The following is a 26,661-nucleotide window of genomic DNA, read 5'->3' as shown; positions in this document are numbered from 1 at the left end:
CCATGTCCCGCGGATGGCCCACCTCAGTCGACCGCGCTAAGCGCGAGGTCCTGCCGCTGCCCCTGGCCCTCTACCACGCTGCTCGGGAATACACCGGCGGCGTGAAGGCGGTCGCTGCCGTCTACGGCCTCAACCCCACCACCCTGCAGCACAAGCTGAGCCCGACCCATCAGCCCCATACCCCCAATATCGCCGACCTCGAGGCGGTGCTGGGTGCCACCCAGGACGATCGCATTCTCGACGCCATTGGCGAGATTGCCGGCGGTGCGATCTGGCTGCGCCCGGATGCCTGCCAGGCCGAAACGTCGTTCGACCTGATCGAGGTGATCGGTACTCTGCACGACCAGTTGGGCGAGATGCTCAACAGCGTGAGCGAGACGACCCGCGACGGGATCGTCGACGACCGTGAGCGTGCCGAGCTGCGCAAGCGGGCTCGCCAGCTGATGCAGGCGGTGCTGGCCCTGGAGCTGAGTGCCGCCGGGATCGGGGAGGTGGAGCATGGATAAGGCCGACCTCGCTCAGGATCTGATCGACGAACGGTTAGAGCAGGCGCTGGCCGCGCGGCGTGCCGCGGCGGAAGCGGTGGGGCGGCATGCCACCACCGAATGCGAGGACTGCGGCGGGGAGATCCCCGCCGCCCGCCGTGAGCGCCTGCCGGGCGTGGCGACCTGCGTGGCGTGCCAGACACGTCGGGAGGCGCGCCGGTGAGCCAGCACGATCCCCTAACCCATGACGAGCTGCGCCTCGCCCTGCAGCACATCCCTGCCGACGACCGCGAGACCTGGGTCAGCGTCGGCAACGCCTGCAAGACGGAGTACGGCGACGATGGCTTCACCGCCTGGGACGAGTGGAGCCAGCAGGCGGCCAGCTACAAGGCGGCGGATGCCAAGAGCGTGTGGCGCAGCCTGACGCCGGGCCATGTTCGCCTGGGCACCATCATCAAGCTGGCGAGCGATGGCGGCTGGCAGCGCGAGAAGCGCGAGATGAGCGCCGAGGATCGCCGCCGGCTGAAGGCCGAGGCCGAGGAGCGGCGCAAGGCCCGCGAGGTCGAGATCGAGGCCGACGAGGAGCGCCGGACGGCGATGCAGCGGGCGGTGGGCATGGCCTGCCGGCATGTGCTGCAGCACCACTGCCGCGACCAGGGGCGCTCGCCGTACCTGGAGCGCAAGCAGGTGGGTGCGCATGGCGTGTGGTTCCCGCGTGGCGCGCTGGTGATCAGCATCGACGACCGGGCGCAGATGACCAACGTCTGGGCCGGCGGCGACGTGAAGCGCTTTTTCGATGAGCTGCCCAAACCGCGACCGGATCACATCTCCTTCCTGCGCATCCAACAGAGCGACCTGGTGATCCCGCTGCGCGATCATCAGGGCACGGTGCACTCGCTGCAGGTGATCAAGGCCAACGGCACCAAGCTGTTCCCCAAGTACGGCCGTAAGGCCGGGCTGTGGCACATGCTGGGCGAGCCGGACGGCGAGCCGCTGATCGGCGTGGCCGAGGGCTATGCCACAGCGGCGAGCATACGTGCGGCGATGGGCTGGCCGGTGGCCGTGGCGCTGGATGCCGGCAATCTGGCCCGGGTGGCGCCGCTGCTGTGCAACCTTTACCCGGACGCCCAGCTGGTGATCTGCGGGGACGATGACCCTGAGGTGGCCAACAACCCCGGCCGGAGCAAGGCTGAGCAGGTGGCCGAGGCGCTGGGCGCGGTGGCAGTCTTCCCGACGATCGAGCGCACGGAGGCGGCCTGATGGATTTCAATGACCTGCATGTCGCGCAGGGGCTGGATGCCGTGCGCGACAGGATCAGCGCCGCCCTCGAGGCGGCCAATGATGATGGCCTCCCCGTGGCCCCCTCCCGGGCGTGCGGTGACCAAGGGGGGCAAGCCCCCGACGCCGCGCCCACACTCCCGCCGGAGGGGGAGGAGGAGGCGAATCCGTATGGCGTTCGCGTCCGCAAGGAGGACATGCTCCACCACTTCCGGCTGATCTACGGCACCGATCTGATCTGGGACGGCCTGCGCCGCAAGCTGATCCGAGTGCCGCACGTTCGCGAGGCGGTCGGTCGTGAGACGTTCAAGGAGTGGCAGGACCACCCGTGGCGGATGATTGCCGAAGAGGTGGTGTTCGATCCTGCCGAGACGGTGGACCCGCGGCTGTCGGTGAATCTCTATGACGGCTTCAAGATGGAGCCGGACGCCCGGAGCCGGCAGGGCTGCGAGCGCATCCTCAACCATGTGTGGCGGCTGTGTGGCCACCGGGAGGAAGAATACTTCTGGCTGCTGAAGTGGATGGCCCTCCCGCTGCAGAAACCGGGCACGAAGATGGCCACGGCGGTGCTCGTGCATGGCTCGGAGGGTACCGGCAAGTCGCTTCTGTTCGAGGGCATCCTCAAGCGCATCTATGGCGAGTACGGCATCACGATCGGCCAGGCCCAGCTGGAAAGCCAGTTCACGGGCTGGCAGTCGCGGCGGCTGTTCGCGCTGGCCGAGGAGGTGGTCAGCCGAGCGGAGAAGGCCCACTACAAGGGCGTGCTCAAGCATGTGGTCACCGGCGACGAGCTGCAGATCAACGAGAAGAACATGCCGCTGCGCAGCGAGCGTAACCATGTGAATTTCGTCTTCCTGTCCAACTCGACGGTGCCCCTGGAGCTCGACCTGGGCGACCGGCGCTATTTTGTGCTCCACGTCGAGGACGTGCCGCCGCCGGACTACTTCGAGAAGCTGGCCGAGGAGATCGACCAGGGCGGCGTCGAATGCTTCTACCGATACCTGCTGGATCTCGATCTGGCCGACTTCAAGCCGCACACCAAGCCGCCGCTGTCGGACGCCAAGCAGCGGCTGATCGACTCGAGCCTGTCGCCGGCGCGTTTCTTCGTGCACGAGTGGCGAGCGGGCGACCTGGCGCTGCCCTATGGGGTGGTAGCGGTCTCCGACCTGTGGAAGGCCTTCCTGCGATGGTGCGAGAACACCAACGAGTTCAAGACCAAGCAGCGGTGGTTCTGCGACGAGGTGGCCCGTGACCTGATGCGGGACCGGCGGGACATTCGCTACCCGGCGGCCAACGGCGAGTTCAAGACGACGCGGCTGTTCGTGCCACCCGAGCAGGCCGACCGGATCGGCAAGGCGGGCTGGCCTGAACATGCGGCAGAGCAGGCGAGGACCTTTCGCTTCAAGCTCGAGCTGAAGTCCGACGAGGGCGCTCGCCAATGATTCCGACAGTCAGACAGACCATCAGACGGACATTCAGACGCAGGATTGCCGCCACCATGCGGTTTCCGACAGTCCGACGCTGATTTCTCCGGTGGCCCATGCGCGCGCGTACGCACATGACTAACCCCTTCTATATTCTGTCTGACTGTCTGAAGAATGAAGTAACTAGCTGACAGACAGAAGGAAATTCATCAGACAGATATTCCGACAGACCGTCAGACAGTCCGACAGAGGCCACCCACCAGGCCTGACCACCACGACGAGGAGCACACCACATGATCAAGCAGATGGACGAGCTGCTGCAGCATTGGGCCGAGCAGCACCGGGGCAGCGGGATGCGCCAGTGTTCGCCGATCGGGCAGATGGTCGAGTTCGGCGGTCCGCCGCCGCGTGGCACTGGCCCGAAGGGCAGCCGCGACCCGCTGGGCCTGGGCGAGCTGGATGACCTGGCCTGGCAGGTCGAACAAGCGCTCCAGCAGCTGGACGACCGGCACCAGGTGCTGGCCCACGAGCACTACCGCTGGAACGGCTACAGCGACGAGAAGGCCCGCCGTCTCGGCATGGCCAAGCGAACCTATTACGACCGCCTGCAGGCGCTGCACGAGGCGCTGAAGGCTGAGCTGGGCAATCAGCTGAAACGGCGGCGTGCATGATACTGGCGTATTACGGGACATTGCCGGGGCATTACCTAGACATTGCGCCTTTGGCATTACCGGCGCCTTGTTGCCACCGCACTCGAGGGTCATCATTCAGTCACCGTCAGACAGCTGCGCCTTGATCGGTCTTCTTGCCTAGCCAGTCCCCTGCATTCGCCCCGGCCCTCGTGCCGGGGCGCTTTTGTTTGGGGTGCTCTGACGCACCGAGTACTCCCGCCGTGGTGGGCGGCGCCGCCTTCGGGCGGCACTTATCGAGCGGAGGCGTGCATGCCTTGGATCGACCGGGTGGCGGCCAAGCCGGCCGACCCCCAGCGGCACACCGTGATGATCAGCGCCGGGCACAGCGCCACTGACCCCGGCGCCGTGGCCCATGGCCACAGCGAGGCCGAGATCGTCACCGACTTCCGCGACCTGGTCAGCGCCGAGCTGGCCCGCGACGGCATCCGGCACCTGACCGATGGCCCGGCCCAGACCAACTGGCCGTTGAGCCAGGCGGTGAAGCTGGCCGCCGAGGCCGATATCGCCATCGAGTTCCATTGCAATGCCGCCAGCCCGCGGGCCTCCGGTACCGAGACGCTGTCTCGGGCCGAGGCGTTCCCGCTGGCCGGTCGGTTGTGCAGCGTGACCGCCGAGGTGCTGGGGGTCCGCAACCGCGGCGCCAAGCCCGAGAACGCGGGCCATCACCACCGGCTGGCGTTCGTCAGCGATGGCGGAGGCATCATCCACGAGCTGTTCTTCCTGACCAGCGCCGGTGACCTGGCCGCTTACCAGGAGTATCGCCGGCTGCTGGCCCACGCGGTGGCCGTCGAGATCGCCGAGGCCGCGCGCGCATAACGAGAACCCATCGACGCAGGGACGCCAATGAGGTGTTCCATGACCCAGACGAGTGATGCCATGTCGAGCCCCGATAAGGACCCCAATGTGTGGCAGGCGGCGCTCGATGCCGTTGCCGCCGTGTGGCCTCAGCTGTATGCCGCGGGGCTAGCGTTCACCCTGGCCCTGGTGCGGGCCTTGCACGCCGGGGGCAAGCCGGTGAAGTCGATCCTCGAGGCCGTGATGTGCGGCTGCATGACGCTGGCGATGATGCCGGTGCTCAACCACTTCGGTCTGAGTCAGAACCTGGCGGTCGCCATCGGGGCCGCGCTGGCGTTCCTCGGCGTGGAGTGGTTCCGCGACCGTGCCGGTGCCGCCGCCGAGCGCCTGATCAAGCGGTGGACGCGGTGATCGGCCGGCTGCTCAAGGGCGCGCTGGGGCAGGTGACGCCGATCCTGCTGGCCATGCTGCTGGCCATCGCCGTGTTCGCCGGCATGTTGGCCCGCCAGTACGCCGCCGAGCGCGACGCCGCCGAGGCGCGCGCCACTGTAGCCGACAACCGTGCCGAGGCCTTCGGCGAGATGCTGGATTGGCAGCGTGACCGCATGCGGCTGCTGACCGACGCCCTCGAACAGCGAGACCAGCGGCTGGCCGAGGATCGTCGGGCCATCGACCAGCAACGTGACGCCGCCCGGCGCCTGGAGCATGACGATGCCGAAACTGCTGATTGGGCCGGCCTGCCTCTTCCTGATGACGTTCAACGCTGGGTGCGCGACCTCGACGCCGGTGCCGCAGATGCCAGTGGAACAGGCGGCGGAGATGTGCCGAGTGCCTCCGCACCTGGTGACGCCACTGCCGGCGCCCCAACGGATGGCGACGCACAACCGTGACCTGCTGCAGCTGCTGGCCGATTACGAGTCGCTGCGCCGCCGGGCCAATGCCGACCGCGCTGCGGTGGATCAGCAGCAGCGGCCGGTGACATCGCCCGAGGCCGAGTGACCATGAGCGATCACGACCGCCGTGGCAGCAGCGCCCAGCGTGGCTATGGCAACCGTTGGAAGAAGGCGCGCGCCGGCTTCCTGCGCAAGCATCCGCTGTGCGCCATGTGCCAGGCCAAGGGCAAGGTGGTACCGGCGGTGATCGTCGACCACATCAAGCCCCATCGCGGTGACATGACCCTGTTCTGGGATCGCGACAACTGGCAGCCGCTGTGCAAGTGGCACCACGACAGCGTGAAGCAGCGCATGGAGCGAGGCGACCAGGGATGCGACGAGTCTGGCATCCCGTTGACCCCCGGCCATCACTGGAGCCAGTGAAGGGGAGGGGGGTATCAAAAGTCTACGGCCCTCGAACCCTCGACCGGACGCCTTCCCTTCGCGTGTGCAAGCGGGAAAAAAGGGAGGGGGGTACCTCTGATTCTGGGGTGTTGCCGACCGGCAGCACCCGACATTGCCAGCCCCACCAGCTGGCCCGATCACCTACACCACATGCGAACGGAGGTGTCGCCATGGCAGGCAACCGGAATTCCGGGCGTAAGCCGTTGCCGGCGAACGTCCACGCGATCCGCGGCAACCCGAGCAAGCTGCCGGCGCACGAGCTGGCCGGCGGGCAGGGCAGCCAGCCGCAGATCCAAGCCGAGATCCCGCCGTGCCCGGCGTTCCTCTCGAAGGACGCCAAGGGCGAATGGAAGCGGATCGCGAAGGATCTGCAGACCCTCGGCCTGATCAGCAAGCTCGATCGCGGCGAGCTGGCCGTCTACTGCCAGGCCTGGTCCGACTGGAAGCGCGCTCGCGAGAAGATCACCCAGCTGGAAGACTCCGGCTTCGTCGAGACCACGCCCAGCGGCTACAAGCAGATGTCCGCCTGGATGCAGCTGGCCAACCGCGCCGAGGAACGCATGCGCAAGGCCGGCAGCTCGTTCGGCCTCAACCCCAGCGCCCGCGCGAGCCTCGGCCCCGGCACGGCGGCACAAGGAGAGCTGTTCCCCAATGAGCAAGCGGAGACCGCCGAAAAGTACGGCCTGTGACGACCGCGCCACAGCCTACGCCCAGGCGGTTGCCGACGGCGAGCTGATCGCCGGCCCCCAGGTTCGCGCCGCCTGCGCGCGGCACCTGCGCGACCTGGAAGAGGGCGAAGCCCGCGGGCTGCATTGGGACCTCGACGCGGCCAACCACGCGATCGGTTTCTTCGAGGACGTGCTGCGCCTCAACGGCGGCCGCTTCGAGGGCCAGCCGTTCGAGGTGCTGCCGTGGCAGGCCTTCATCGTCGGCAGCCTGTTCGGCTGGAAGGGCGAAGACGGCTTCCGGCGTTTCCGCGTCGCCTACGTCGAGACCGCCAAGGGCTCCGGCAAGTCGCCGCTGGCCGGCGGCGTCGGGCTCTATGGTCTGGTCGCCGACGGCGAGCACCGTGCCGAGGTCTACGCCGCGGCGACCAAGAAGGACCAGGCCCAGATCCTGTTCCGTGACGCCGTGGCCATGGTCGATCAATCGCCGCTGTTGGCTCGAAGCATCGCCAAGAGCGGGTCGACCGGAAAGGAGTACAACCTCGCCTTCCACAAGACAGCCAGCTTCTTCCGCACGGTGAGCGCCGACGATGGACAGTCCGGCCCGCGGCCGCACATCGCGCTGCTCGACGAGATCCACGAGCACAAGACCGCCATGGTGGTGGAGATGATGCGCGCCGGGACCAAGTCCCGCGAGCAGGCGCTGATCTTCATGATCACCAACTCCGGCACTGACCGCCTCACGGTGTGCTGGGACTATCACGACTACGCCGACAAGGTCGCCGCCGGCGTGCTCGAGGACGACAGCTTCTTCGGCTTCGTCTGTGGCTTGGACGAAACCGACGACCCCTTCGACGACGAGGAATGCTGGTACAAGGCCAACCCCTCGCTGCCCTACGGCATCCCCGGGCTCAAATACCTGCGCGAGCAGGTCACCCAGGCGCGGGGCATGCCATCGAAGGAAGCGACGGTGCGCCGCCTGAATTTCTGCCAGTGGGTGCAGGCCGACAACCCGGCCATCAGCCGCGACGCCTGGCTGGCCACCCAGGACGCCGATCTGGACGAAGCGCTGCTCGCCGGCCGTCGCTGCTATGCCGGGCTCGACCTCTCCAGCACCCAGGACCTCACGGCCTTGGTGCTGATGTTCGAGCCCACCGACGACGACCCGGTGTGGCGCATGCGCCCCTGGTTCTGGCTGCCCGAGGAAGGCCTGGCCAAGAAGGCCGAGCAGGACCGGGTGCCGTACCTGGTGTGGCAGAAGGACGGCCACCTCGACACCACGCCGGGCCGCGCCATCAACAAGCGCCATGTGCTGCACCAGCTGGTCGACGTCGCCGAGCGTTTCGACCTGCAGGGCATCGGCTTCGACCGCTGGCGGATCGAGGATCTGACCTCGCTGATCGACGACGAAGGCCTCAGCCTGCCGCCGCTCAGCCCCGTGGGGCAGGGCTTCAAGGACATGGCTCCGGCGGTCGACGAGTTCGAGCGCCGGCTGGTCAACGCCGAGCTGCGCCACCAAGGGCACCCCGTGCTGACATGGTGCGCGGCCAACGCCATCTACAGCGAAGACCCGGCCGGCAACCGCAAGATCGACAAGAAGAAGGCCACCGGCCGCGTCGACGGGATCGTCGCCGCGCTGATGGCCACGGCCCTGACGCTCGGCGAGCCGGCCGAACCCGAGCCGGAACCCGGCTTCATCATCCTGTGACGGGAGCGCCATGCGCAATCTACTCAACCGCCTGACCGGCCGCGACGCCGCGCCGGAGGCGCGCCAAGAGCCCACGGTCACGCCTGACTCTGGTATCAAGGACCAGACCGTCAGCAGCGGTGACGCCGAAGGCATGATGGAGCTCTTCCAGGCCGCCCCCAGCTACGCCGGGCCGCCGGTGACCGCCGAGACCGCCATGCGCGTCACCGCCGTCTATGCCTGCGTGCGCATGCTGTGCGGCGCCGTGTCGACCATGCCGCTGCACATCTACCGTCGCACCGCCACCGGCCGCGAGCGGGTCGACCATGAGCTGTGGTGGCTGCTCAATCAGGAAGCCAGCCCGCTGTTCACGTCCAGCGCCATGCGCGAGTTTCAGATCGCCTCGATGCTGCTGCGCGGCGACGGCCTGGCATGGATTCGCCGCAACCGCCGGGGCGAGCCCGAGCGGCTCGATCCGCTGCCGCGGCAGGCCACCATCATCGAGAAGACCGGCGGCCGGCTGCGCTACTACGCCCACCTGGACGAAGAGGGCTATGTCGGGATCGATCAGGATGACGTCCTGCACCTGCCGAACGTCGGCTTCGACGGCGTCAGCAGTCCCTCGGTGATTGGCCTGGCGGCCAAGCAGGGCATCGGCCTGGCCATGGCCGCGGAGGAATACAGCTCCCGCTTCTTCAGCAACGGCGCCCGGCCGGACCACGTCATCACCACGGACGGCACGCCGAGCCAGGAACAGATCGACCTGATCCGCAACAACTGGTTGAGGAAGCACCAGGGCACCGCCAACGCGCATCTGCCCGGCATGCTGGTCGGCGGCGCCCAGGTGAAGCAGATCACCATGACCTCGGAGGACGCCCAGCTGATGGAGGCCCGCCAGTTTCAGGTCACCGACATCGCCCGCGCCTTCGGCCTGCCCAGCTGGATGATCAACGCCAACGAGAAGTCCACCAGCTGGGGAAGCGGCCTCGAGCAGATGGGTCTCGGCTTCATCATCTACACCCTGCAGCCGCACCTGACCCGCTGGGCGCAGGAGATCAACCGCAAGCTGCTGCGCGATCGCAATCTCTTCGCCGAGTTCAACGTCACCGCCCTGCTGCGGGGCGACGCCAAGACCCGCGCCGAGTACTACAAGGCAGGCCTGGGTGGCACCCAGAACCCCGGCTACATGACCCCCAATGAGGTCCGCGCCCGGGAGAACCTGCCCCCGATCGAAGGCGGCGACCAACTCTATACGCCCGAGGTGAACCCCGATGCCAATGCCTAAGCTGCTCCAACTGTTTCTGGACAACCAGGCCCGGCCCAAGGACTTCCGCGCCGTGCGGAACGAGGGGCGCGGCGAGCTCTACGTCTACGACGCCATCGGCGACTGGTTCGGCATCAGCGCCGAGATGTTCAACCGCGAGATCCGCCAGATGGAAGGCGACGTGGACGAGATCCACCTCTATATCAACTCGCCGGGCGGCGACGTCTTCGAGGCCCGCGCCATGGCCACCGCGCTGTCGCAGCTCAAGGTGAAGACGGTCGCCCACATCGAGGGCCTGGCGGCCAGCGCCGCGACCTTCCTGCCCATGGTCACCGACGAGGTCGACATGACCGATGGTGGCTTCTTCATGATCCATGAGGCCTGGACCCTGACCATGGGCAACAAGCGCGACCACGACCAGCAGCGCAACCTGCTGGCCAAGGTCGACGACTCCATCCTCGACGCCTACGCCAAGCGCACCGGCGGCGAGCGTGACCAGCTCACCGCCTGGATGGAGGCCGAAACCTGGTTCACCGCCGAGGAGGCAAAGACCCATGGCTTCATCGACGCGATCCTCGAAACCGAGCGCCGGCAGCGCAACGCTGCCCAGTGGAACCTGGGTGCCTACCACAACACCCCGCGGTCACTCACGGAAGGACCGCCCCCGGAACAGCTCTACGACCGAGCGCAAGCCGAACGACGGCTCGCGCTGATCGAAAGGCACTAGCGGGCTCCCGCGTGCCATATCCCCGCGCCGCCCACCGGGCGGCGTTTTCGTTAGCGAAGGAGACAGCATCATGCCTCAGAGCATCCAAGACCTGCGGGAGCAGCGCACCAAGGCCGCCAAGGCCGCCCGCGAGCTGCTCGACCAGCACCCCGGCGACAAGTGGGGTGAAGATCAGGACAAGCAGTACAACAACCTGATCGGCGAGATCGACAACCTCGACGCCCAGATCGATCGCCAGCAGAAGCTGCTTGACCGCGAGGCCGAAGAGAAGCACCGCATCGAGGATCGTGCCGGCCAGGGCGGCATCTCGACCGACGAGGCCACCGCGCTCAAGCAGAAGGAAAGCGCGATCTTCCGCGCCTGGATGCAGCACGGCGTCGACGGCCTCAACGCCGAGCAGCGCGAGCACGTCCAAGCCGTGCGCCAGAAGATGCTGGAAAACGCCATGAGCACCGGCACCGGCAGCGAAGGCGGCTATCTGGCACCCGACCAGTTCAGCGCCGAGCTGCTCAAGGCGCTGAAGGAATTCGGCGGCATGCGCGAAGTGTCGCGGGTCATCCAGACCGCCAGCGGTGTGCCCATCAACTGGCCGACCACCGACGCCACCAGCGAAGAGGGCGAGATCGTCGGCGAGAACGCAGGGGTTACCACCGGCGAGACCAGCTTCGGCACCCTGCCGCACGGCACCTACAAGTTCTCGTCCAAGGCCATCGCGCTGCCCTTCGAGCTGCTGCAGGACAGCGAGATCGACCTCGAGGCCTACGTGCGCGAGCTGCTGCAGGAGCGTCTGGGCCGCATCACCAACCGCCTGTTCACCACCGGCACGGGTACCGGCCAGCCCCATGGCATCGTCACCAGCGCCGCCGCCGGCAAGGTCGCGCCGACCGGCCAGACCGACAGCGCCGGCCACGACGACCTGGTGGACCTCGAGCACAGCGTCGATCCGGCCTACCGCCGCAGCGGTAACGTCGGCTACATGTTCCACGACATGACCCTGCGCGAGCTGAAGAAGCTCAAGGACGGCGACGGTCGGCCACTGTGGGTGCCGGGCGTTGCCACCAGCGAGCCGGACACCCTCAACAGCTATCGCTACACCATCAACCAGCACATGGATCAGCTGGGCGCCGGCAACAAGCCGATCCTGTTCGGCGACTTCGCCAAGTACATCATCCGCGACGTCATGCAGATCCAGTTCTTCCGCATGACCGACTCCAAGTACACCGAGAAGGGCCAGGTTGGCTTCCTCGCCTTCATGCGCTCCGGTGGTCGCCTGATGGACGTCGGCGGGGCGGTGAAGCACTTCCAGAACGCTTCCAGCTGATCGAGTCGCTGAGGCTACCCGCGGGGCTGCCGGCCCCGCAGGTAGTCACCTGTTCTCGCACTGAATCGAGGAGCCAGCATCATGGCCGAACAAAACGCCACCCAGGCCGCCAAGGACGACAAGTCCCAGACCACGCCGCCGGCCAAGCCGGACGAGAAGAAGGCGCCCAGCCACCTCACCGTGGTCATCCTGCGCGACGAGCGGGTCGGCAAGGACGACTACAAGCCGCTGGACACGCCGAAGCTGCCCTACGACGTCGCCCGGCGGCTGATCGACAAGGGCGCCGCCGACGGCCACCAGAGCGCCGTGCGCGCGGCCCAGGCCCAGCGCAAGCAAGCGGCGAAGGGCTGATCCATGATCGTGCGCACTCGCCGGGTCACCGAGCCGAACGTCGAGCCGGTCAGCGTCGTCGAGGCCAAGGAGCAGTCGGTCGTCGAGCATGACGAGCACGACACCATGTTCACGCGCCTGATCATCGTCGCCCGGCAGGAAGCCGAGCAGCGCACCGGCCGCGCCCTGATCGCCCAGGACTGGCAGCAACGTCAGGCCGCGGACGGCAACACCGTATGCCTGCGGCGCTGGCCAGTGATCGAGGTGACAAGCGTCAGCGACGACCAGGGCGAGCTGGCCGTGGCCGACTATCAGGTCGAGCCGGGCGATTTCCCGGTGGTGATCGCCGCCCGGCGCCTGGTCGGCACCGTCACGGTGGAATACCGAGCCGGCTACGGCGAGGCGGCCGAGGACGTGCCCGCACCGATCCGACAGTGGATGCTGGCCACCATCGCCGGCATGTACGAACACCGTGAGAAGGCCATCGCCGGCAGCATCACCGCCGACCACGAGTTTCTGGATGGCCTGCTTGATCACTACGTGGTGACCCCGACATGAGAGCCGGCAAACTCCGCGATCGCGTCACGCTCCGCGGCGCGCGCCACGGCCACCCGCCGGCCTGGCCCGATGCCGGCCAGGCCTGGGCCGAGTTCGTCGAGCCTCGCAGCGCCGGCCGCACCGAGCAGCAGGGCATCCGCGCCCCGGCGTCCACCCTGGTGCGCATGCGGCCGCGCCCCGGGCTCGTGCCCGGCATGCTGATCGAGCGCCCCGACGGCGCGCTGTTCATCATCGAGGCCATCGACCCGGCACGCACCATGGTCGAGATCGCCGCCCGCCGCCTGCAGGGTGTGCCGGCGCAGTACGTGCCGTTCGCCACCGGCATCGGCTACTCGATCGACGCCTGGTTGGTGCGCAACAACGTGTTCGTCGGCGAGGCCAACGAGCCGCGCCACCTCGTCGAGGTCATTCAGCCGCAGCTGGCCTGGCCCTGGTGCGAGCGTGGCGACCTGATCCAGATCGCCGGCCTGAGCCTGGAGATCGTCGGCCAGGTCGAAGGCACCGACGACGGCCTCACCGTCCAGCTGTTCACCATCCCGGGCTGAGCCTTGGATGGGGCTCTGTAGAGAGGTAAGCCATGGCGCGCAGACGAGGCAAGAACAGCCGGCTGCCCAAGGGCGTGGTCGTCGGCGGGCTCAGCGAGAGCCAGAAGGCCTTCAAGGCACTGCCGGCCGCTACGCGCCGCGCCATCGCCGGTGCCGTCAACGAGCAGGCCGCCGAGACCCGGAAGGCCCTGGTCGGCCGCATCAGTGAAGACGGCCAGGTGCGCCGCAGCGAGGTCAACAAGCGCGTCACCATCCGCCGGGCCAGCCTGAAAGAGGACCGCCCCTTCGCCGAGCTCAAGCTCAACCGCGCCCCGGTGCGTTTCCGCCACTGGCAATACAGCACCCGGCAGACCGACGGCACCGGCACCCGGGCCAGCATCTGGGTGCGCAAGGGCGGGCAGCGCATGCGCGTCTGGGGCTTCGTGAACCCCCAGGGCAAAGGCGTGCCGCTGACCCGCTACCGCAAGGGCAAGCGCGACCGCATCCGCCGCGCCGCCGGCTGGGGCCTCAAGAATCACTGGAACCACCAGGTCAACGACCGGCTGCGTGACGAGATCGCCACCGGCGTCGACGACAAGTTCCTGCGCCGCTTCGAGAAGGAATGGTCCAAGTGAGCACCCCCAAGAGTACCCAGGTGGTGGCCAAGCTGCTCGAGCGCCTCGCGGCGATCGGCACCGCCAACGGCTATCACACCGACATCGCCGCCATCGAGAGCGAACGGCCCCAGGTCGACATTCGCCCCAACACCGCGTTGCCGGTGCTGCACCTGCGCAACGCCGAGAACGCCATCACCAGCGTGGTGGCCGGCGGCGCGCGCACCGAGCAGCGCACCCTGCAGATTGACGCCTACCTGGCGGCAGGCGAGGGCGCCCGCGCGCGGCAGGACGCCCTGCTCGATGACCTGTACCGCGCCCTCTACACCGGCGAGAAAATCAAGCTCGACCGCCTCGCGGTGGAGATCACCACGGGCACCGCTGCCCTCGACGATGCCGACCTGGGCAGTCGCATCGTACCCATCTATCTGCCCGTCACCCTGACCTACACCAGCGAGAGGTAAACGCCATGCCCGGCTATCAAGATACCGGCCTGATCGTCGCCGGCGACGTGTTCATGGGCGAGGTCGACGCCAGCGGCAACGTCGGCGCCCTGCGCGGCCCGCTCAACGTGCCGTCGCTCACCATCACCCCGAACACCGTCGAGACCATCGAACGCCAGTCGTACAAGAAGTCGACCTATGGCCAGACGCTCGACGCGGTGAACCTGCCCAACGAAGCCGCCAACCTGACCATCCAGTTCGACTCGCTGCCGGCGATCCAGCTGGCCGAGGCCCTGGCTGGCAAGACCGCGGTCATCGATGTGGCCGCCGACACTGTCACCGGCGAGGCCCACACCCTGCAGGAAGGGCTGTGGATCAAGCTCGCCAGCGGCAATCTGGTCGAAGGCTCGGTCACCGTCACCGAGACCGCGAGCAGCGGTGACATCACCGCCGACTGCGAGATCGACCACGACGCCGGCCTGGTCAAGGCCAACACCGCCGCCGCGGCCACCGACGTCACCATCGACTACGACACCAACGCCACCAGCGGCACCCGGGTGCTCGGCGCGAGCGAGATCTCCAAGCCGCGTTACATCCTGGTCCAGGGCATCAACCTGGCCACCAACCGCAAGGTGCGGGTCGAGATTGACCGCACGGTGCTGTCGTCCGACCAGGCCACCGAGCTGATGGGCCGCGAGTTCATCACCGGCCAGCTCACCGGCTCGCTGGTCACCCTCGAGGGCAAGGATTCGCCCTACACCATGGACATGCTCGACGACTGAGCCTGACCGCCGCCCGGCGCCCGCCGGGCGGGCCACCTTCAACTCGGGAGAACCCCCATGACCGCCACCAAGGCCAAGCCCACCGACCTCGTCGAGGTCACCCTCAAGAAGCCGCATACCCACGGCGGCAAGCCCCACGCCGAAGGCGCCAAGCTGCGCCTGCGCCCCGATCAGGTGGCGCGCCTGGAGGCCAAGGGCAAGGTGTGAGCGTTACCCCGGCCCCGCCGCCTGGCGGGGCCGGGGAAGTGACGCTAGTCTTTCTGGCTCAGGGAGCTGAGGGAGGGGCACGATGACACGATGGATCGGTCTGGCCCTGCTGGCATTGGTCTTGCCGGTGGAAGCCCAGGTTTACAAGTGCGAGGTGGGCGGAAGCACCGTCTATCAGGGACATCCCTGCGAGGGGGAAAACGCTGGAGAGGTCCAGCTCAGCGAAGTATCGGGATACGGCTCAGGCGGTGGGGTATCGTTAGGCGATCCCCAATTTAAGCCGCCGGAAGATGGCGCGTCGACGATGCAGAAATTCCGAACGCTGATGTCGACGTTGGATGTAATCAAGCTGAAAGCAGCGGATTGTGACTGGGCGCTGCGAGTGCGAAGAGACATAAGCGATTGCCAAGCCTTTGCCGAAACCCAATCCAGTCAGTATCCCGATGCCCTCGATTACATGTCGGCACATTTCGAAGAGTTTGCCGGTGCAATTGATCCGGGTCGACTTAATCAAATGACTCGTACACTCAACGAGATCAACGATATTCAGCGCTTTTCGTTGGAATATTTTAAGTCGATGAACCGCTGAAAACGTATGCTGCTATCCAGCCCCGCCATCGCGCGGGGCTTTTTTGTGCCCGAACGGTGACCCATGGCGACGAACCCCAACGACATCCAGCTGCGCATCCAGGCCGCGGTCGACGGCCTGCAGGACATCGGCAAGCTGCTCGGCGAGCTCGACGATCTGGGCGCGGACACCACCGCCGCCTCCGCCGACGTCGAGCAGCTCAACGAGGCCATGTCCTCGCTGGGCCAGCAGCGCAAGCTGATCGACGCGCTGGAGCAGACCCGCGGCAAGGTCGACGAGGCCAAGGGCGCCATGGACGAAGCGGTCGGCGAAGCCAACCGCCTCAAGGCCGCCTATGACGCTAGTGCCGAAGGCGTGGATGCCCAGCGCCGCGCCGCCCAGCAGGCCGCCGCCAGCGCCGAGCAGGCCGGCGAGGCCTACCAGCAGCAGCGCCGCGACCTGCAGGCCCTGCAGACCCAGTACAAGGGCGTGCAGGCCGAGACCGTTGGCGCCCGTCAGGCCTGGCGCGATGCCGCCCAACGGGTCCGTGACCTTGAGGCTGCGATCGACGCCAGCGGCGAGGCCACCGACGAGCAGGCCCGTCAGCTCGAGCAGGCCCGCGGTGCCGCCGATGAAGCCCGGCGCAGCTACCAGCGTCAGGCGGACTCCCTCAGCGGCGTGCGCGACCGGCTGCAGGAACAGCGGCAGAGCGTCGACCAGGCCAAGCAGGCATGGGAGGGCTACCGCGACGAGTCCAAGGGGCTCAACCGCGACCTCAAGGACACCGAGCGCGCCTTCAAGCAGCAGGAGCGCGAGCTGGGCCGTGCCCAGCAGACCGCCGACAAGGCGCGCACCTCGTTCGAGCGACAGGGCCAGGCCCTCGACGAGCTGAGCCAGGATGCCAAGCGGGCCGGCGTCGACGTCGATAACCTGGCCGACGAGCAGCAGCGCCTCGATCGCGAGTCCGAAGATCTTCAAGGCTCGGTCAATAAGCTCAAGAAGCGGCTGCGGGAGTATCGGCAGGAGGTCGGCCAGACGGAGGGCGGTATCAGGAGTCTGGGCCGGCGCCTGGCCGGCGGTGTCCGCACCTTCGGGCTGTGGGCCGCCGCGGCCACCGCCGCCGCTGCGGCCCTGGCGGTCGAGCGAATCACCCGATACACCAGCGCTCAGGCCAAGCTGGCCAAGCAGGTGGACAACACCTCCCAGGCGCTGGGAGTGAATGCGCAGGTCCTTCAGGAATTCCAGTATGCGTTCGACCGCCTGGAACTGGGCGCCGACAAGGCCGGCGACCTTCTCAAGGACGTGGCCGACAAGATCGGCGACGCCTATGTGAACGGTGGCGGTGAAGCCAAGGATGCGATTGATGCGCTGGGGCTGAGCGTCGAGGACCTGGTGGCTCTCTCTCCTGATCAGCAGCTGCTGGCTATCGCCGACGCCATGAGCGGGATGACGCAGGCGGGTCAGGTCAACATTCTGGAAAGCCTGGCCAACGATGCCAGCCTGCTCCAGCCGTTGCTGGAGAACAACGCCGAGGGACTGCGGAGGCTGGCCCGCGAGGCCAACGAAGTCGGCGCGATCATGACGCCCGAGCAGATTGCCGGGCTGGTGGAAACCGAGTCGGCGATCGGGCGCATCGTGGGGCGTCTGCAAGGGTTGCGCGTCAGGCTGACCTCGGCGGTCGCGCCGGCGCTGACACAGGTGGCCGACCGATTCGACGAGCTGCTGGAAGACAAGCCACGCCTCATCGATGACATCGTGACGGCGTTCTCGGGGGTGGTGAAGGCCACAGCGGATTGGGCCAGCGGTTTCCTCCAGCACAAGGAGGCCATTCAGAGCGGGCTGACGGGCATCATCGGCACCGTCAACCTGCTGTGGCAGACCATCCGTACGGTGACCAACAGCATTCAGGCCGTTATCGGTGGGCTGGGCACCGTGTTCTTTGGCTTCATGGCCGGCGTCACCGAAACCATTCGCCAGGCCACGGGGCTGCTGAACAGGTTCGGCCTGGTCTCGGATGAGACCCTGCAACGCATCACGGCGCAGTCCAACGAAACGATCAACGCCATGAACACCATGGCGACGTTTACCAAGGAATCCGCCGGGGATGCTGTCGATGCGCTGGCGACCATCGGTCGTGGAGAGCTGGGCGTGCAGGAAGCCGCCGAACAGAGTGCCGATGGCCAGGTGGCGGCCCATGCCCGGGTCGCGCAGTCCGCCCTCGATGCGGGGGATCAGGTTTCCCAGCAGCGCCATGACTATGACGACGTGGCGGATGCCGCCGAGGACAGCGCCCGCCGCCGGATCGATGCCCAGAACGAACTCGATCAGGTCGCCATCAACAGCGCGGTGCTGGTCGGCAGTACCATCAACGAGTACCAGCGCCTCGAGGAAGCGGCCAACGGCATCGGCATGTCGCTTCAGGAGCTCAAGACGGGCATCAGCGAGGCGGAAGCCTCCATGATCGCCAGCTTCGCCACTCTGGTGAAGGAAGGCGACCTCACCCAGGAACAGCTCAATGAGGCCATGAGCCATGTCTTCGAGCAGCTGGGGCCGCAGGCCCGGGAGCGCTTGAAGGAAGTCGTGGTGGCGATGGATGAAGCCGGGACGGAGGGCGTCGACGCCTTGCGCACCCGGATGCAGGAACTCTTCGATGACCTCAAGGACGGCGCCCAGGAAACCGTCGATGCCATCAACAACATCAACAACAACACGAACAACTCGGGCCCCATCAAAGAGGTCAAGGAAGAGACCGAGGAAGCCGAGAAGGCGGCCAGAAGTTTCTCCACCACCTGGCAGCAGGTGTTGAAGTCGGCATCAGAAGGCATGAGAGCGGTCACCAGCAACTCCGCTCAGGGGATGCGCTTTGTCCGCGAGTACCGTAAGGAGATGATCGAGTGGGCCAAGGGCCAGGCCTCGGCGCACCGCAAGGCTCAGCATGAGGCCGCTGGGACGCGCGACATCTTCGACCAGCTGAGCGCCTCGAGCGGCCGCTTGGCCCGTCGGGAAAGCCGTCGGATCGGCGGCATGGAAGAGGCGCGCCTGGCTACCCGTGGGGTCGAGCAGAGCACCGCCGAGCTCAATGCCGAGATCAATGACATGGTGCGCCTCAGCGGACTGTCTCGTGACGCCCTGCGCCGGATGGATGCCACCAAGCTCTCACAGCTGCGTCAAGAAGTGCGGTCTGTTCGCGAGGAGGCGGAATCGCTGACGGATAGCCTGTCTGACACCGTGGCCGCCATGCAGCGACAGCTGGCTAGCCTGCGCGGCGATACCGCTGAGGTTCAACGGCTGCGTCATGCCGAGGAGCTGTCCGAGCTGGAGGCTCAGCTGGCCCGCGCCCGCGAACTTCAGGACCAGGAAGCCATCGGCCGAGCGCGTGAAGCCTTGAAGCTATCCCGTGAGGTGCATGAAGAGCGGATGGCTCAGATCAAGGAGCAGGCCGACGAGGAACGGCAGCAGGAAGCGGAACGCCAGGCCAGCGAAGCACGAGATGCTGCCCGTTCCGAGGTCAATCAGCGAGAACGTGAGAGCTTCGACCGCCGCCAGACCGATCGCGAGATCGAGGCAACACGACAGGCGGCACAGGCCGCCCAGCCTACCCGCGCCACCCGCATCGAGCTGGTCACCCCCAGGGGCACCGCCCGGCTCACCGCCGACAGCAATAGCGACGAGCAGATTCTGCTCGACGCCCTGGGCCGCGACGCCCGCCGTACCTACTGAGACGCCCATGATCACACTGACGCACGCCGGCGGCGCCATCGCGCTGCCGGACGATCTCGCCTGGCCGGATGAGTTCGACTGGTCGCCGCTGGTGGCCGCCGAGCAGCGCAGCCTGACCGGCGCGCTGATCGTGCACCACAGCCGCGCCCAGAGCGGGAGGCCGATCACGCTCGCCAGCCAGGACGCCAGCTGGATGCCGCGCGCCCAGGTGCTGGCCCTGCAGGGCCTGCTCGAGGACGCCGCGGCCACGGTGTCCGGCGGCAGTGCCCCGGCCCCGATGACGCTGGACCTGCACGGCCGTGCCTTCAGCGTCGCCTGGCGACTGGCCGACGAGCGGCCTCTCGAGGCCACGCCGGTCTATCGCCTGGCCGACCCCGACGGCACCCACCCCTACCTCATCACCCTGCGGCTGATGGAGATCTAGCCCCATGCCGATCCTGCAAGGCGACATCAAGCTACTCAAGTCGGAACGCATGACCGACAACGCCGACGGCGGCGGCCGCATCACCGGCAACGAGATCACCGACGGCCAATCGAACGAGATCTTCAACGACGTCAGCGACCTCGACCGCGTGTATGGCCGCACCAGCCTGCGCAAGACGTTCGCCGCGGTGGAGACCGACGACACCGACTACTACTTCGGCAGCCATGTGATCGTCGACCAGGCTCCCGACGACGCCAACGTCAGCGTGCTGATGTTCTCCACCGGCGATGCCACCGACGAACGGGCCAGCGCCCGCAACCGCGTCGAGGGCTACGTGGTGGCCGGGCCGCTGACCCGCATGCGCCTCTACGGCGACCAGCTGGTGGGCCAGCGCACCCTGCTGGCCTACCAGCGCGTCAATGAAACGCCGCCCGACATCGGCGACGTGCTGCTGCTGGATACCGATCGCGGCCCCAGTGCTGGCGAGCAGCAGTTCGTGCGCGTCACCGGCGTCGAAACCCAGGATCAGGTGTTCACCGATAGCGAGGGCGACTTCACGCGGCAGGTGTTGACGCTGGAGATCAGCACGCAGCTGGCCCACCGCTTCTACGGCCACGAACCGCGACGCTATTCCAACGTCCAGCCTGACACCCTGCTGCGCCAGACCCAGGTGGCCGACGCCGCGCAGTATTACGGCGTGAGCCGGCTGGCCCTGGCCGCCAGCCTCGGCGCCAACCAGGTGCAGGTCGAAAGCGTCTACCAGTCCATCGTGCCCAGCACGCAGACCGAGAGCCCTGTGACCGACGTGCAGATCGGCGGCAACGTCGCCGTCGAGGTGGCCAGCGGCGGCATCACCCACGAGATCCCCCAGGTGGCCGAGACCGACCGCATCGAGATCGAGGTGAACAACCGCGGCTACAGCTACACCCGCAACCTGCAGCCGTTGCCCGCCCCGGGCACCGTGGTGGTTGAGTTTCTGGCGCTGGGCAAGTGGTACACCCTGCGCGATGAGGACGGTAGCGGCGAGCTGACCGGCGCCGGTACCGGGCGGGTGAACTTCGCTACCGGTAGCGTTTCGATCACCCTCCAGGCCCTGCCCGACGTGGGCAGCGCGGTAATCATCTATTGGGGATCGCCGGTGCACTATGTCGACCGGGCCGATTACCAGGTGCCGTTCGCCACCCCCAGCCTGCGTTTCACCTTTGACCACGGGGGCGTGGTGCCGACCAGCATCACCGCCACCTGGCTGTCGGGCGGCGTGGAGAAGACCGCCACCGACGACGGCGTGGGCGGCATTTCCGGCAGCGCCACCGGCCGCTGCATCTACGGCTTCCGCGACACCGTGAACGGCGACCGGGTGGGCGAGGCGTGGCTCGAGTTCAACGACGGTGAATGGCCGGACGCCAACAGCAACGTGGTGGTCGATTACGAATACGGCGACAGCGAGACGGCGACATTTAACCCCTCCGCGGACGGCAGCGGCTTTGTGCAGCTGCAGCTTCCCAACCCGCCGATCCAACCCGGCAGCGCGAGCTTCGAGTGGCAGGTGACCCGCAAGGACGTGCTGTACGAGGGCGAGGACGTGACCATGGAAGGCGGCTGGGCGGTCGACGGGACCGATTATTGGGAGCGTCGCCGCGACGATTCCGAGACCCTGACCTACCGCGCTTTTGATGACGGCGTGGGTGGCATTCAGGAGTTCGGCGGGACGATCGATTACAACACCGGCCTGGTGACCCTGGACGTGGAGAAGGTGAGCGACATCACCGTCTACGAGAACAACGACGACGAGGGCACCAACCGCAGCCGCGAATGGAAGGAGCGCACCATCGAGGACCAGTTCGCGGCGGGCAGCGCCGTGATCGCGCGCTACCAGCCCCAGGTGCTGGCCACGACCAGCGGCAGCGTTTCCCGCAGCCCGAGCCCGCTGAATGTCGACCTGCTTCCGCTGCTGCAGGACCGCATCGTGCCCGGCACCCTGCGCCTGACCTTCCGCGGCGAGACGTTCGAGGACCGCGACGGCAGCCTGTACCGCGACGTGGACCCGCAGACCGGCGCCGGCATCTACAGCGGGACCATCGATTACACCGACGCCAGCGTGGTGCTCGAGGATTGGGGGCCCAGCGGCAGCAACCAGGTGGGCATTTCCAGCCTGGTGACCGTTTACGGCGACTGGACGATTTACCGGGCCAGCTTCCGCACGCCCGGCAGCCCGGTGCAGGTGGGCGAGCTGACGCTGCTGGCCACGGCCGCGGACGGCGAGCTGCTCACTGCCCAGGCGGATTTCTCCGGCGCCCTGGTGGGCGACCAGATCGAGGGCACCATCGACTACAGCACCGGTGTGGCCACCGCCCGCTTCGGCGCGCTGGTGGCCGACAGCAGCCTGACCGCGGCTGAGAAGAACGAACCCTGGTATGACCCGGCCGACGTCGACGTCGACGGCAATATCTGGCGGCCGCGCGCGGTCTTGCCCAGCACCTGCCGCTTCAACACCGTGGTGCTGACCAGCCTGCCCCTGGACGCCGAGCTGCTGGGCCTGGACCCGGTGCGCCTGCCGCCGGACGGCCGTGTGCCGATCTACCGCCCGGCCAACGTGGCCGTGGTGCACCACACCGCCAAGACCGCCTGGCCGATCGGCACCACCCCGGGCGACACCCTGGACGTGGGCCGCACCCGCCTGGCCCTGGCCTACGTGGAGGACGCCGAAGGCACCCACGTGCCGGATACCGAGATCATCGCCGACCTGGACGCCGGCACTGTGACCCTCGCCGGCACGGCCGATCTGAGCGGCCTGGTGGAGCCGCTCTATGCCGTGCACCGGGTGGAGGACATGGCGCTGATCGGCGACGTGCAGATCGATGGCACGCTGACCTTCATCGGTCAGCTGAGTCACGACTACCCCGCGGATGAAACCCTGGTCAGCTCTGCATTGATCGCTGGCGACCTGCAGGCCCGGGTGGCCAACCTGTTCGACCAGGCCACCTGGACGAACGAGTGGAGCGATGACCTGATCGGCGACGAAACCACCGTCTCCTACAACGACACCACCTACCCGATCACCGTGACCAACCGCGGGACGATCACTGAGCGCTGGGCGCTGATCTTCACCAGCAGCACCACCTACCGCGTGGTAGGCGAGAGCGTGGGCGAGATCATGAGCGGGAGCACGGCCGAAAGCCTAGTGCCCACCAACCCCAATACCGGCGTGCCTTATTTCACTCTCGACGCCGCCGGCTGGGGCAGCGGCTGGTCCGCCGGCAACGTGCTGCGCTTCAACACCGTGGGTGCCAACGCCCCGCTGTGGCTGGCCCGCACTGTGCTGCAGGGCGAGGCCCAGGGCAGCGACTTTCAGTTCCGCTTGCAGGTGCGCGGTAACGTCAACGCCGACCCGGTCTAAGGAGACTCACCCATGGACTACCCGGTCAAACACTTCGAGAGCGACGACGCCGGCGCGCCCTCGCTCGACCGTACTCTGCCCGGCTCGCTGATTCAGGTGCTCAAGCAGTGCCTGATCGAGGGCTACAACCTTCAGCCCTTCGACTCCCTCGAGACGGAGGAGGGCGAGGGCAAGGCCAACTTCCCCGGCAACCACGGCTTCCGCCTGCACCAGGTCATCAGTATCAGCGGCGCCGCTGGCAGCGCCTGGAATGGCGAGCACCGCGTCACCGCCGTGGGCACCCAGTGGATTCGCTTCGAGGTGGAGGGCGAGCCGGCCGGGGAGAGCGGCAGCGGGCTTGAGATCAAGGCCGCCCCCGCCGGCGGCTGGGCCATGCCGCTGATCAGCGCCGAGGAAGACCGCGCCGCCTTCCGCAGCGACGATCCCAGTGGCAGTCGCATGTTCTGGTACCTGGACGACCGCCGCACGGCGGACATCGAGAGCCCGCCCGGTGGCAATAGCACCAATCTCGACTTCCGCCTGCTGCTGGGCGCCGAGGATATGCCCGACATCGACACCCGCGTGGATGACTGGGGCGATGGCTGGGTGTTCGTCGGCTCCTCGGCACAGGGCGATGTCATTCCGTATGACATCATCGCCGACGACCGCACCGTCTACCTGATCACTCACCCCATTAATGACACCGGCACCTACCGCACCGTGCACGCCTTCGGCGACTTCGTCAGCGGCGTGCCCGGCGACCCGTATGCGGCGTTCCTGGTGCTGGCCAACGCCGGTGATGCCGACGATACCGATGACGGCCTGAACTGCAGCTACTGGGGAGACATGTCCGCCACCGCGCACAAGTGGCTGGCCCGCGACCATGCGGGCGCCGAGCCGATCACGTTTCGCCTGATTGGCTCCTCGGCCGCCGGCAACCTCGGCAATGGCGGTTTTGATTATCCCAACCCGGCCAACCTGGAGTTGTTCGTGCATGCCGAGCTGCTGATCGCCCATGGCAGCACCCTGCGCGGTCGCGCCCCCGGCGTGGCTCAGCCACTGCACCCAACCCCGCTGGCGTCGCGCGAGGCGGCCAGGGTGGCCGGCCGCTTGTACAAGGCGATCTCGCACGCCGCCACCGTAACCACCACGCCTGCCGAGGGGCAAACATTCTTTGATCTCACCGGCCCCTGGCGTTAAGGAGCAACCTCATGAGTCACCTGCGCGCCTTCGCGCTGAAACCGCTGATCCAGGCACGGGCCAATCCTCGCCGCCCCGGCAGTGCCGGGGTGTATGCCTTGGGCTACGTCGCCGGCACGGTGAAAATCGAGGGCATCGCCGCCCGCCGCCGCGTGCGCTGCATCGAGCGCCAGACGGGCTGCCTCGTCGGCGAGACCTGGAGCACCGCCGACGGCAGCTATCGATTCGATTACCTGAATGCTCGTCGCCGTTACCAGATCCTCGCCATGGACTACGAGCTGCAGTTCAACGCGGTGATTGCTGATAACGTGGGCGCCGTGGCGGGCGCGCCCGAGCGGCCCACCCCTGAGCCCGAAGACCTCATCGCCCCGCGCAACGTCACGGTGGCCGATGTGGCCGGTACCGTTACGCTATCCATGAGCCATGTGAACCTGACCCAGCAGGGCGTGCGTGTTTACCGCAGCACGTCCCCGATCGATCCGAACAGCCTGCCCGCTCCACTGATGGGCGTGTCTGGCTGGCCCGAAGTTATTGAGGACACGACCGCGCCCGCCGGCACTGTGTTGTATTACCGGCTGGGCGCCTACCGCGACGACACCGAGGTGATCTCCGAAGAAGTGGAATTCGACCCCGATGCCGCCGGCGCCCCCATTGGCGTGGCGCTCGTCGACGATACCGTACAGGGCGGCGTGTTCGAGTGGATCGATGCCAGCGGCACGGTCATCCCGAAACCCGCCCAGGCGTTCTTCGACAACCACCCGGCGTTCAACCTCACCGAGGAAACGGTCGACGGGCAACATCTGATCAACGTGCCCAAGAGCTACTGGCGCCGCGCCGAGATCAGTATTCCGCCCTACAGCGGCACTAAGGATTGCTGGTGGGTCGCTGCCGCGCCCCAGCCGGACTACCAGCTGTTCTCGGCGTTCGACAGCGGCGGCATCGAGCTCAGCCACTTCCAGATCGGCAAGTACGAGGGCTACGTCACAGGCGGCAAGCTGTGCTCGCTACCGGCAGTGACGCCTACGTCCAGCCGCTCGTGGAACCAGTTTCACATCGATGCCGACGCCCGAAACGTTAGCGGCGTGACGGGCTTCTGTATGCACCACATGGACATGCGTAGCGTCATCCAGTGGCTGTATCTGATCGAGGTCGGCAGCTTCGACAGCCAGGAAGCCACTGCCCGCGGCAACGTGGACAGCGGCACCGTCTATGTCACCGACCACGCCGACAACCTGGCGGCCAGTTATCGCGGCATCGTGGGGCTGTGGGGCAACCTGACGGAATGGATCGATGGCCTGCGCCATGTCTCCGGCGACATTCAGCGGCGCGGCTATGGGCAGGGCAGCTGGAACAGCACGGGCGAGACTCGCGATACCACGGCGACTACCTATGCCAACAGCATCCGCCCTGCCAGATCGGTCGCCGATCTGTTTATCGCTGACACCTATCAGACGAGCGAAACTGGCGCCCTGGTGCCCGACTACCAGCGGTGGCACTCAAGCGGCGAGATAGTCGCCCTCGTCGGCGGCAACCGCAGCAGCGGCGGCAGTGCCGGGCTGTGGTATCTGAACGTGCTCAACTCTGCCACGGACGCGTACTCGAGCGTCGGGTCGCGTCTCGCGAGGGTTCCATGAGTTATGTTGATCCGGGGTATGTGTCAGGACGCGATAGCCAGGGCCGCGTTGACTTGTCGGAGGTGGTTGCCCAGATAAACAGTCTGCTGGCCTACGCCAAGCACTGCGACTTGCATCGTACTATCCACTCGATCCTCGCTCAGATGAACCTACATCGCTCGCCCCAGGAGTTTACCCGCGCATGATGACCCTTTCGACCCCGCTGCGGAACGCCCGCCTGCAGGCGGTGGCCGATGCCATCGACGCCGCCAGAGAGCCTGGCACCTTGACGCTTTACACCGGGCCGCGCCCTGGTAACGGCGCTGCCATCACCATCGAGGTGGCGCTGGTGACGATCCCCTGTCCGCGCCCCTTTGCGGCCAGCATCGAGAACGGCGTGCTGACGGGCGTGGCCTTCCCCGAGGTGATGGCCACCGCCGGCGGCGATGCCGTGTGGGGCCGCTATCGCGACGGCGATGGCGGGTTCGTCGCCGATGCCGATGTGGGCGAGCTGGACGCGCAAGGTAACCCCACCAGCGACATCAACCTGCCCAGCCGCCTGATCTACGCCGGCATGCTGGTGCGCATCACCGCGCTGACCCTGGTCGAGTAAGACACCCTGGAGGG

Annotated in this window: 29 protein-coding genes; all 29 read left to right on the top strand. The window is 67.2% G+C overall.

Annotated features, from left to right (window positions below; translation table 11 throughout):
* Positions 1-2: 2 nt before the first annotated feature.
* The 29 genes from C9J49_RS11045 (at position 3) to C9J49_RS17185 (ending at position 26,647) form a co-directional block, all read left to right on the top strand.
* A complete protein-coding gene (locus C9J49_RS11045; RefSeq protein ID WP_107182111.1) occupies positions 3-506 on the top strand; it encodes a phage regulatory CII family protein in 504 nt (167 codons plus the stop codon).
* Positions 499-708 carry a TraR/DksA C4-type zinc finger protein gene (locus C9J49_RS11040; RefSeq protein ID WP_107182110.1) on the top strand — a complete coding sequence of 70 codons (210 nt, stop codon included), beginning with the start codon at positions 499-501 and terminating at the stop codon, positions 706-708. The genes C9J49_RS11045 and C9J49_RS11040 overlap by 8 nt, the downstream gene beginning before the upstream one ends.
* Complete coding sequence (locus C9J49_RS11035) at positions 705-1,745, top strand: PriCT-2 domain-containing protein (RefSeq protein WP_146612986.1); 1,041 nt, start codon at positions 705-707, stop codon at positions 1,743-1,745. Before C9J49_RS11040 ends, C9J49_RS11035 begins: the two co-directional genes overlap by 4 nt.
* Positions 1,745-3,205: a primase-helicase family protein gene (locus C9J49_RS11030; protein WP_107182108.1), complete on the top strand. Its 1,461-nt coding sequence runs from the start codon at positions 1,745-1,747 to the stop codon at positions 3,203-3,205. The genes C9J49_RS11035 and C9J49_RS11030 overlap by 1 nt, the downstream gene beginning before the upstream one ends.
* Positions 3,206-3,480: 275 nt before the next feature.
* Positions 3,481-3,858 carry a hypothetical protein gene (locus C9J49_RS11025; RefSeq protein ID WP_107182107.1) on the top strand — a complete coding sequence of 126 codons (378 nt, stop codon included), beginning with the start codon at positions 3,481-3,483 and terminating at the stop codon, positions 3,856-3,858.
* A gap of 270 nt (positions 3,859-4,128) precedes the next feature.
* A complete protein-coding gene (locus C9J49_RS11020) occupies positions 4,129-4,695 on the top strand; it encodes an N-acetylmuramoyl-L-alanine amidase (protein ID WP_107182106.1) in 567 nt (188 codons plus the stop codon).
* 39 nt (positions 4,696-4,734) lie between these two features.
* Complete coding sequence (locus C9J49_RS11015; RefSeq protein WP_181454288.1) at positions 4,735-5,085, top strand: phage holin, lambda family; 351 nt, start codon at positions 4,735-4,737, stop codon at positions 5,083-5,085.
* The gene (locus C9J49_RS11010; RefSeq protein WP_107182104.1) at positions 5,073-5,564 is read left to right on the top strand and encodes a hypothetical protein; all 492 of its coding nucleotides are present in this window, start codon (positions 5,073-5,075) and stop codon (positions 5,562-5,564) included. The genes C9J49_RS11015 and C9J49_RS11010 overlap by 13 nt, the downstream gene beginning before the upstream one ends.
* Positions 5,545-5,673 (top strand): hypothetical protein, encoded by a 129-nt coding sequence (locus C9J49_RS17345; RefSeq protein WP_258394034.1) that lies wholly within the window; start codon positions 5,545-5,547, stop codon positions 5,671-5,673. The genes C9J49_RS11010 and C9J49_RS17345 overlap by 20 nt, the downstream gene beginning before the upstream one ends.
* A gap of 2 nt (positions 5,674-5,675) precedes the next feature.
* Entirely contained in the window at positions 5,676-5,990 is a 315-nt protein-coding gene (locus C9J49_RS11005) for an HNH endonuclease (RefSeq protein WP_107182103.1), read from the top strand.
* A gap of 191 nt (positions 5,991-6,181) precedes the next feature.
* Positions 6,182-6,700 carry a phage terminase small subunit P27 family gene (locus C9J49_RS11000; protein WP_107182102.1) on the top strand — a complete coding sequence of 173 codons (519 nt, stop codon included), beginning with the start codon at positions 6,182-6,184 and terminating at the stop codon, positions 6,698-6,700.
* The gene (locus tag C9J49_RS10995; protein WP_107182101.1) at positions 6,663-8,384 is read left to right on the top strand and encodes a terminase large subunit; all 1,722 of its coding nucleotides are present in this window, start codon (positions 6,663-6,665) and stop codon (positions 8,382-8,384) included. The genes C9J49_RS11000 and C9J49_RS10995 overlap by 38 nt, the downstream gene beginning before the upstream one ends.
* A 10-nt stretch (positions 8,385-8,394) precedes the next feature.
* Positions 8,395-9,648, top strand: coding sequence for a phage portal protein (locus C9J49_RS10990; RefSeq protein ID WP_107182100.1), 1,254 nt, complete (start codon positions 8,395-8,397; stop codon positions 9,646-9,648).
* Positions 9,635-10,354 carry a head maturation protease, ClpP-related gene (locus C9J49_RS10985; RefSeq protein ID WP_220084867.1) on the top strand — a complete coding sequence of 240 codons (720 nt, stop codon included), beginning with the start codon at positions 9,635-9,637 and terminating at the stop codon, positions 10,352-10,354. The genes C9J49_RS10990 and C9J49_RS10985 overlap by 14 nt, the downstream gene beginning before the upstream one ends.
* A 70-nt stretch (positions 10,355-10,424) precedes the next feature.
* The gene (locus C9J49_RS10980) at positions 10,425-11,675 is read left to right on the top strand and encodes a phage major capsid protein (RefSeq protein WP_107182099.1); all 1,251 of its coding nucleotides are present in this window, start codon (positions 10,425-10,427) and stop codon (positions 11,673-11,675) included.
* 81 nt (positions 11,676-11,756) lie between these two features.
* A complete protein-coding gene (locus tag C9J49_RS10975) occupies positions 11,757-12,026 on the top strand; it encodes a hypothetical protein (RefSeq protein ID WP_107182098.1) in 270 nt (89 codons plus the stop codon).
* A 3-nt stretch (positions 12,027-12,029) separates the two neighbouring features.
* On the top strand, positions 12,030-12,563 hold the full coding sequence (locus tag C9J49_RS10970) for a hypothetical protein (RefSeq protein WP_107182097.1): 534 nt from the start codon (positions 12,030-12,032) through the stop codon (positions 12,561-12,563).
* Positions 12,560-13,108, top strand: coding sequence for a head-tail adaptor protein (locus C9J49_RS10965; protein ID WP_107182096.1), 549 nt, complete (start codon positions 12,560-12,562; stop codon positions 13,106-13,108). The genes C9J49_RS10970 and C9J49_RS10965 overlap by 4 nt, the downstream gene beginning before the upstream one ends.
* Before the next feature lie 32 nt (positions 13,109-13,140).
* On the top strand, positions 13,141-13,722 hold the full coding sequence (locus tag C9J49_RS10960) for a hypothetical protein (protein ID WP_107182095.1): 582 nt from the start codon (positions 13,141-13,143) through the stop codon (positions 13,720-13,722).
* Positions 13,719-14,165 (top strand): hypothetical protein, encoded by a 447-nt coding sequence (locus tag C9J49_RS10955; protein WP_107182094.1) that lies wholly within the window; start codon positions 13,719-13,721, stop codon positions 14,163-14,165. Before C9J49_RS10960 ends, C9J49_RS10955 begins: the two co-directional genes overlap by 4 nt.
* Positions 14,166-14,170: 5 nt before the next feature.
* Entirely contained in the window at positions 14,171-14,926 is a 756-nt protein-coding gene (locus C9J49_RS10950) for a hypothetical protein (RefSeq protein ID WP_107182093.1), read from the top strand.
* A 57-nt stretch (positions 14,927-14,983) separates the two neighbouring features.
* Positions 14,984-15,133, top strand: a complete 150-nt coding sequence (locus C9J49_RS17190) for a hypothetical protein (RefSeq protein ID WP_181454287.1) — start codon at positions 14,984-14,986, stop codon at positions 15,131-15,133.
* An 82-nt stretch (positions 15,134-15,215) separates the two neighbouring features.
* A complete protein-coding gene (locus tag C9J49_RS10945) occupies positions 15,216-15,722 on the top strand; it encodes a hypothetical protein (protein ID WP_111382307.1) in 507 nt (168 codons plus the stop codon).
* 63 nt (positions 15,723-15,785) lie between these two features.
* On the top strand, positions 15,786-19,421 hold the full coding sequence (locus C9J49_RS10940) for a hypothetical protein (protein ID WP_107182092.1): 3,636 nt from the start codon (positions 15,786-15,788) through the stop codon (positions 19,419-19,421).
* A gap of 7 nt (positions 19,422-19,428) precedes the next feature.
* Positions 19,429-19,845, top strand: a complete 417-nt coding sequence (locus tag C9J49_RS10935; RefSeq protein ID WP_107182091.1) for a hypothetical protein — start codon at positions 19,429-19,431, stop codon at positions 19,843-19,845.
* A gap of 4 nt (positions 19,846-19,849) precedes the next feature.
* Positions 19,850-23,242 carry a hypothetical protein gene (locus C9J49_RS10930; protein ID WP_107182090.1) on the top strand — a complete coding sequence of 1,131 codons (3,393 nt, stop codon included), beginning with the start codon at positions 19,850-19,852 and terminating at the stop codon, positions 23,240-23,242.
* Between the two features lie 12 nt (positions 23,243-23,254).
* Entirely contained in the window at positions 23,255-24,421 is a 1,167-nt protein-coding gene (locus tag C9J49_RS10925) for a hypothetical protein (protein ID WP_107182089.1), read from the top strand.
* Between the two features lie 11 nt (positions 24,422-24,432).
* On the top strand, positions 24,433-26,055 hold the full coding sequence (locus C9J49_RS10920; protein WP_107182088.1) for a hypothetical protein: 1,623 nt from the start codon (positions 24,433-24,435) through the stop codon (positions 26,053-26,055).
* A 181-nt stretch (positions 26,056-26,236) separates the two neighbouring features.
* On the top strand, positions 26,237-26,647 hold the full coding sequence (locus C9J49_RS17185) for a hypothetical protein (protein WP_181454286.1): 411 nt from the start codon (positions 26,237-26,239) through the stop codon (positions 26,645-26,647).
* Positions 26,648-26,661 lie beyond the last annotated feature (14 nt).

The sequence above is a fragment of the Halomonas sp. SL1 genome (genome assembly GCF_003030865.2).
Lineage (GTDB): Bacteria > Pseudomonadota > Gammaproteobacteria > Pseudomonadales > Halomonadaceae > Halomonas > Halomonas halophila.
This window is presented reverse-complemented; position numbering and strand designations above follow the sequence as displayed.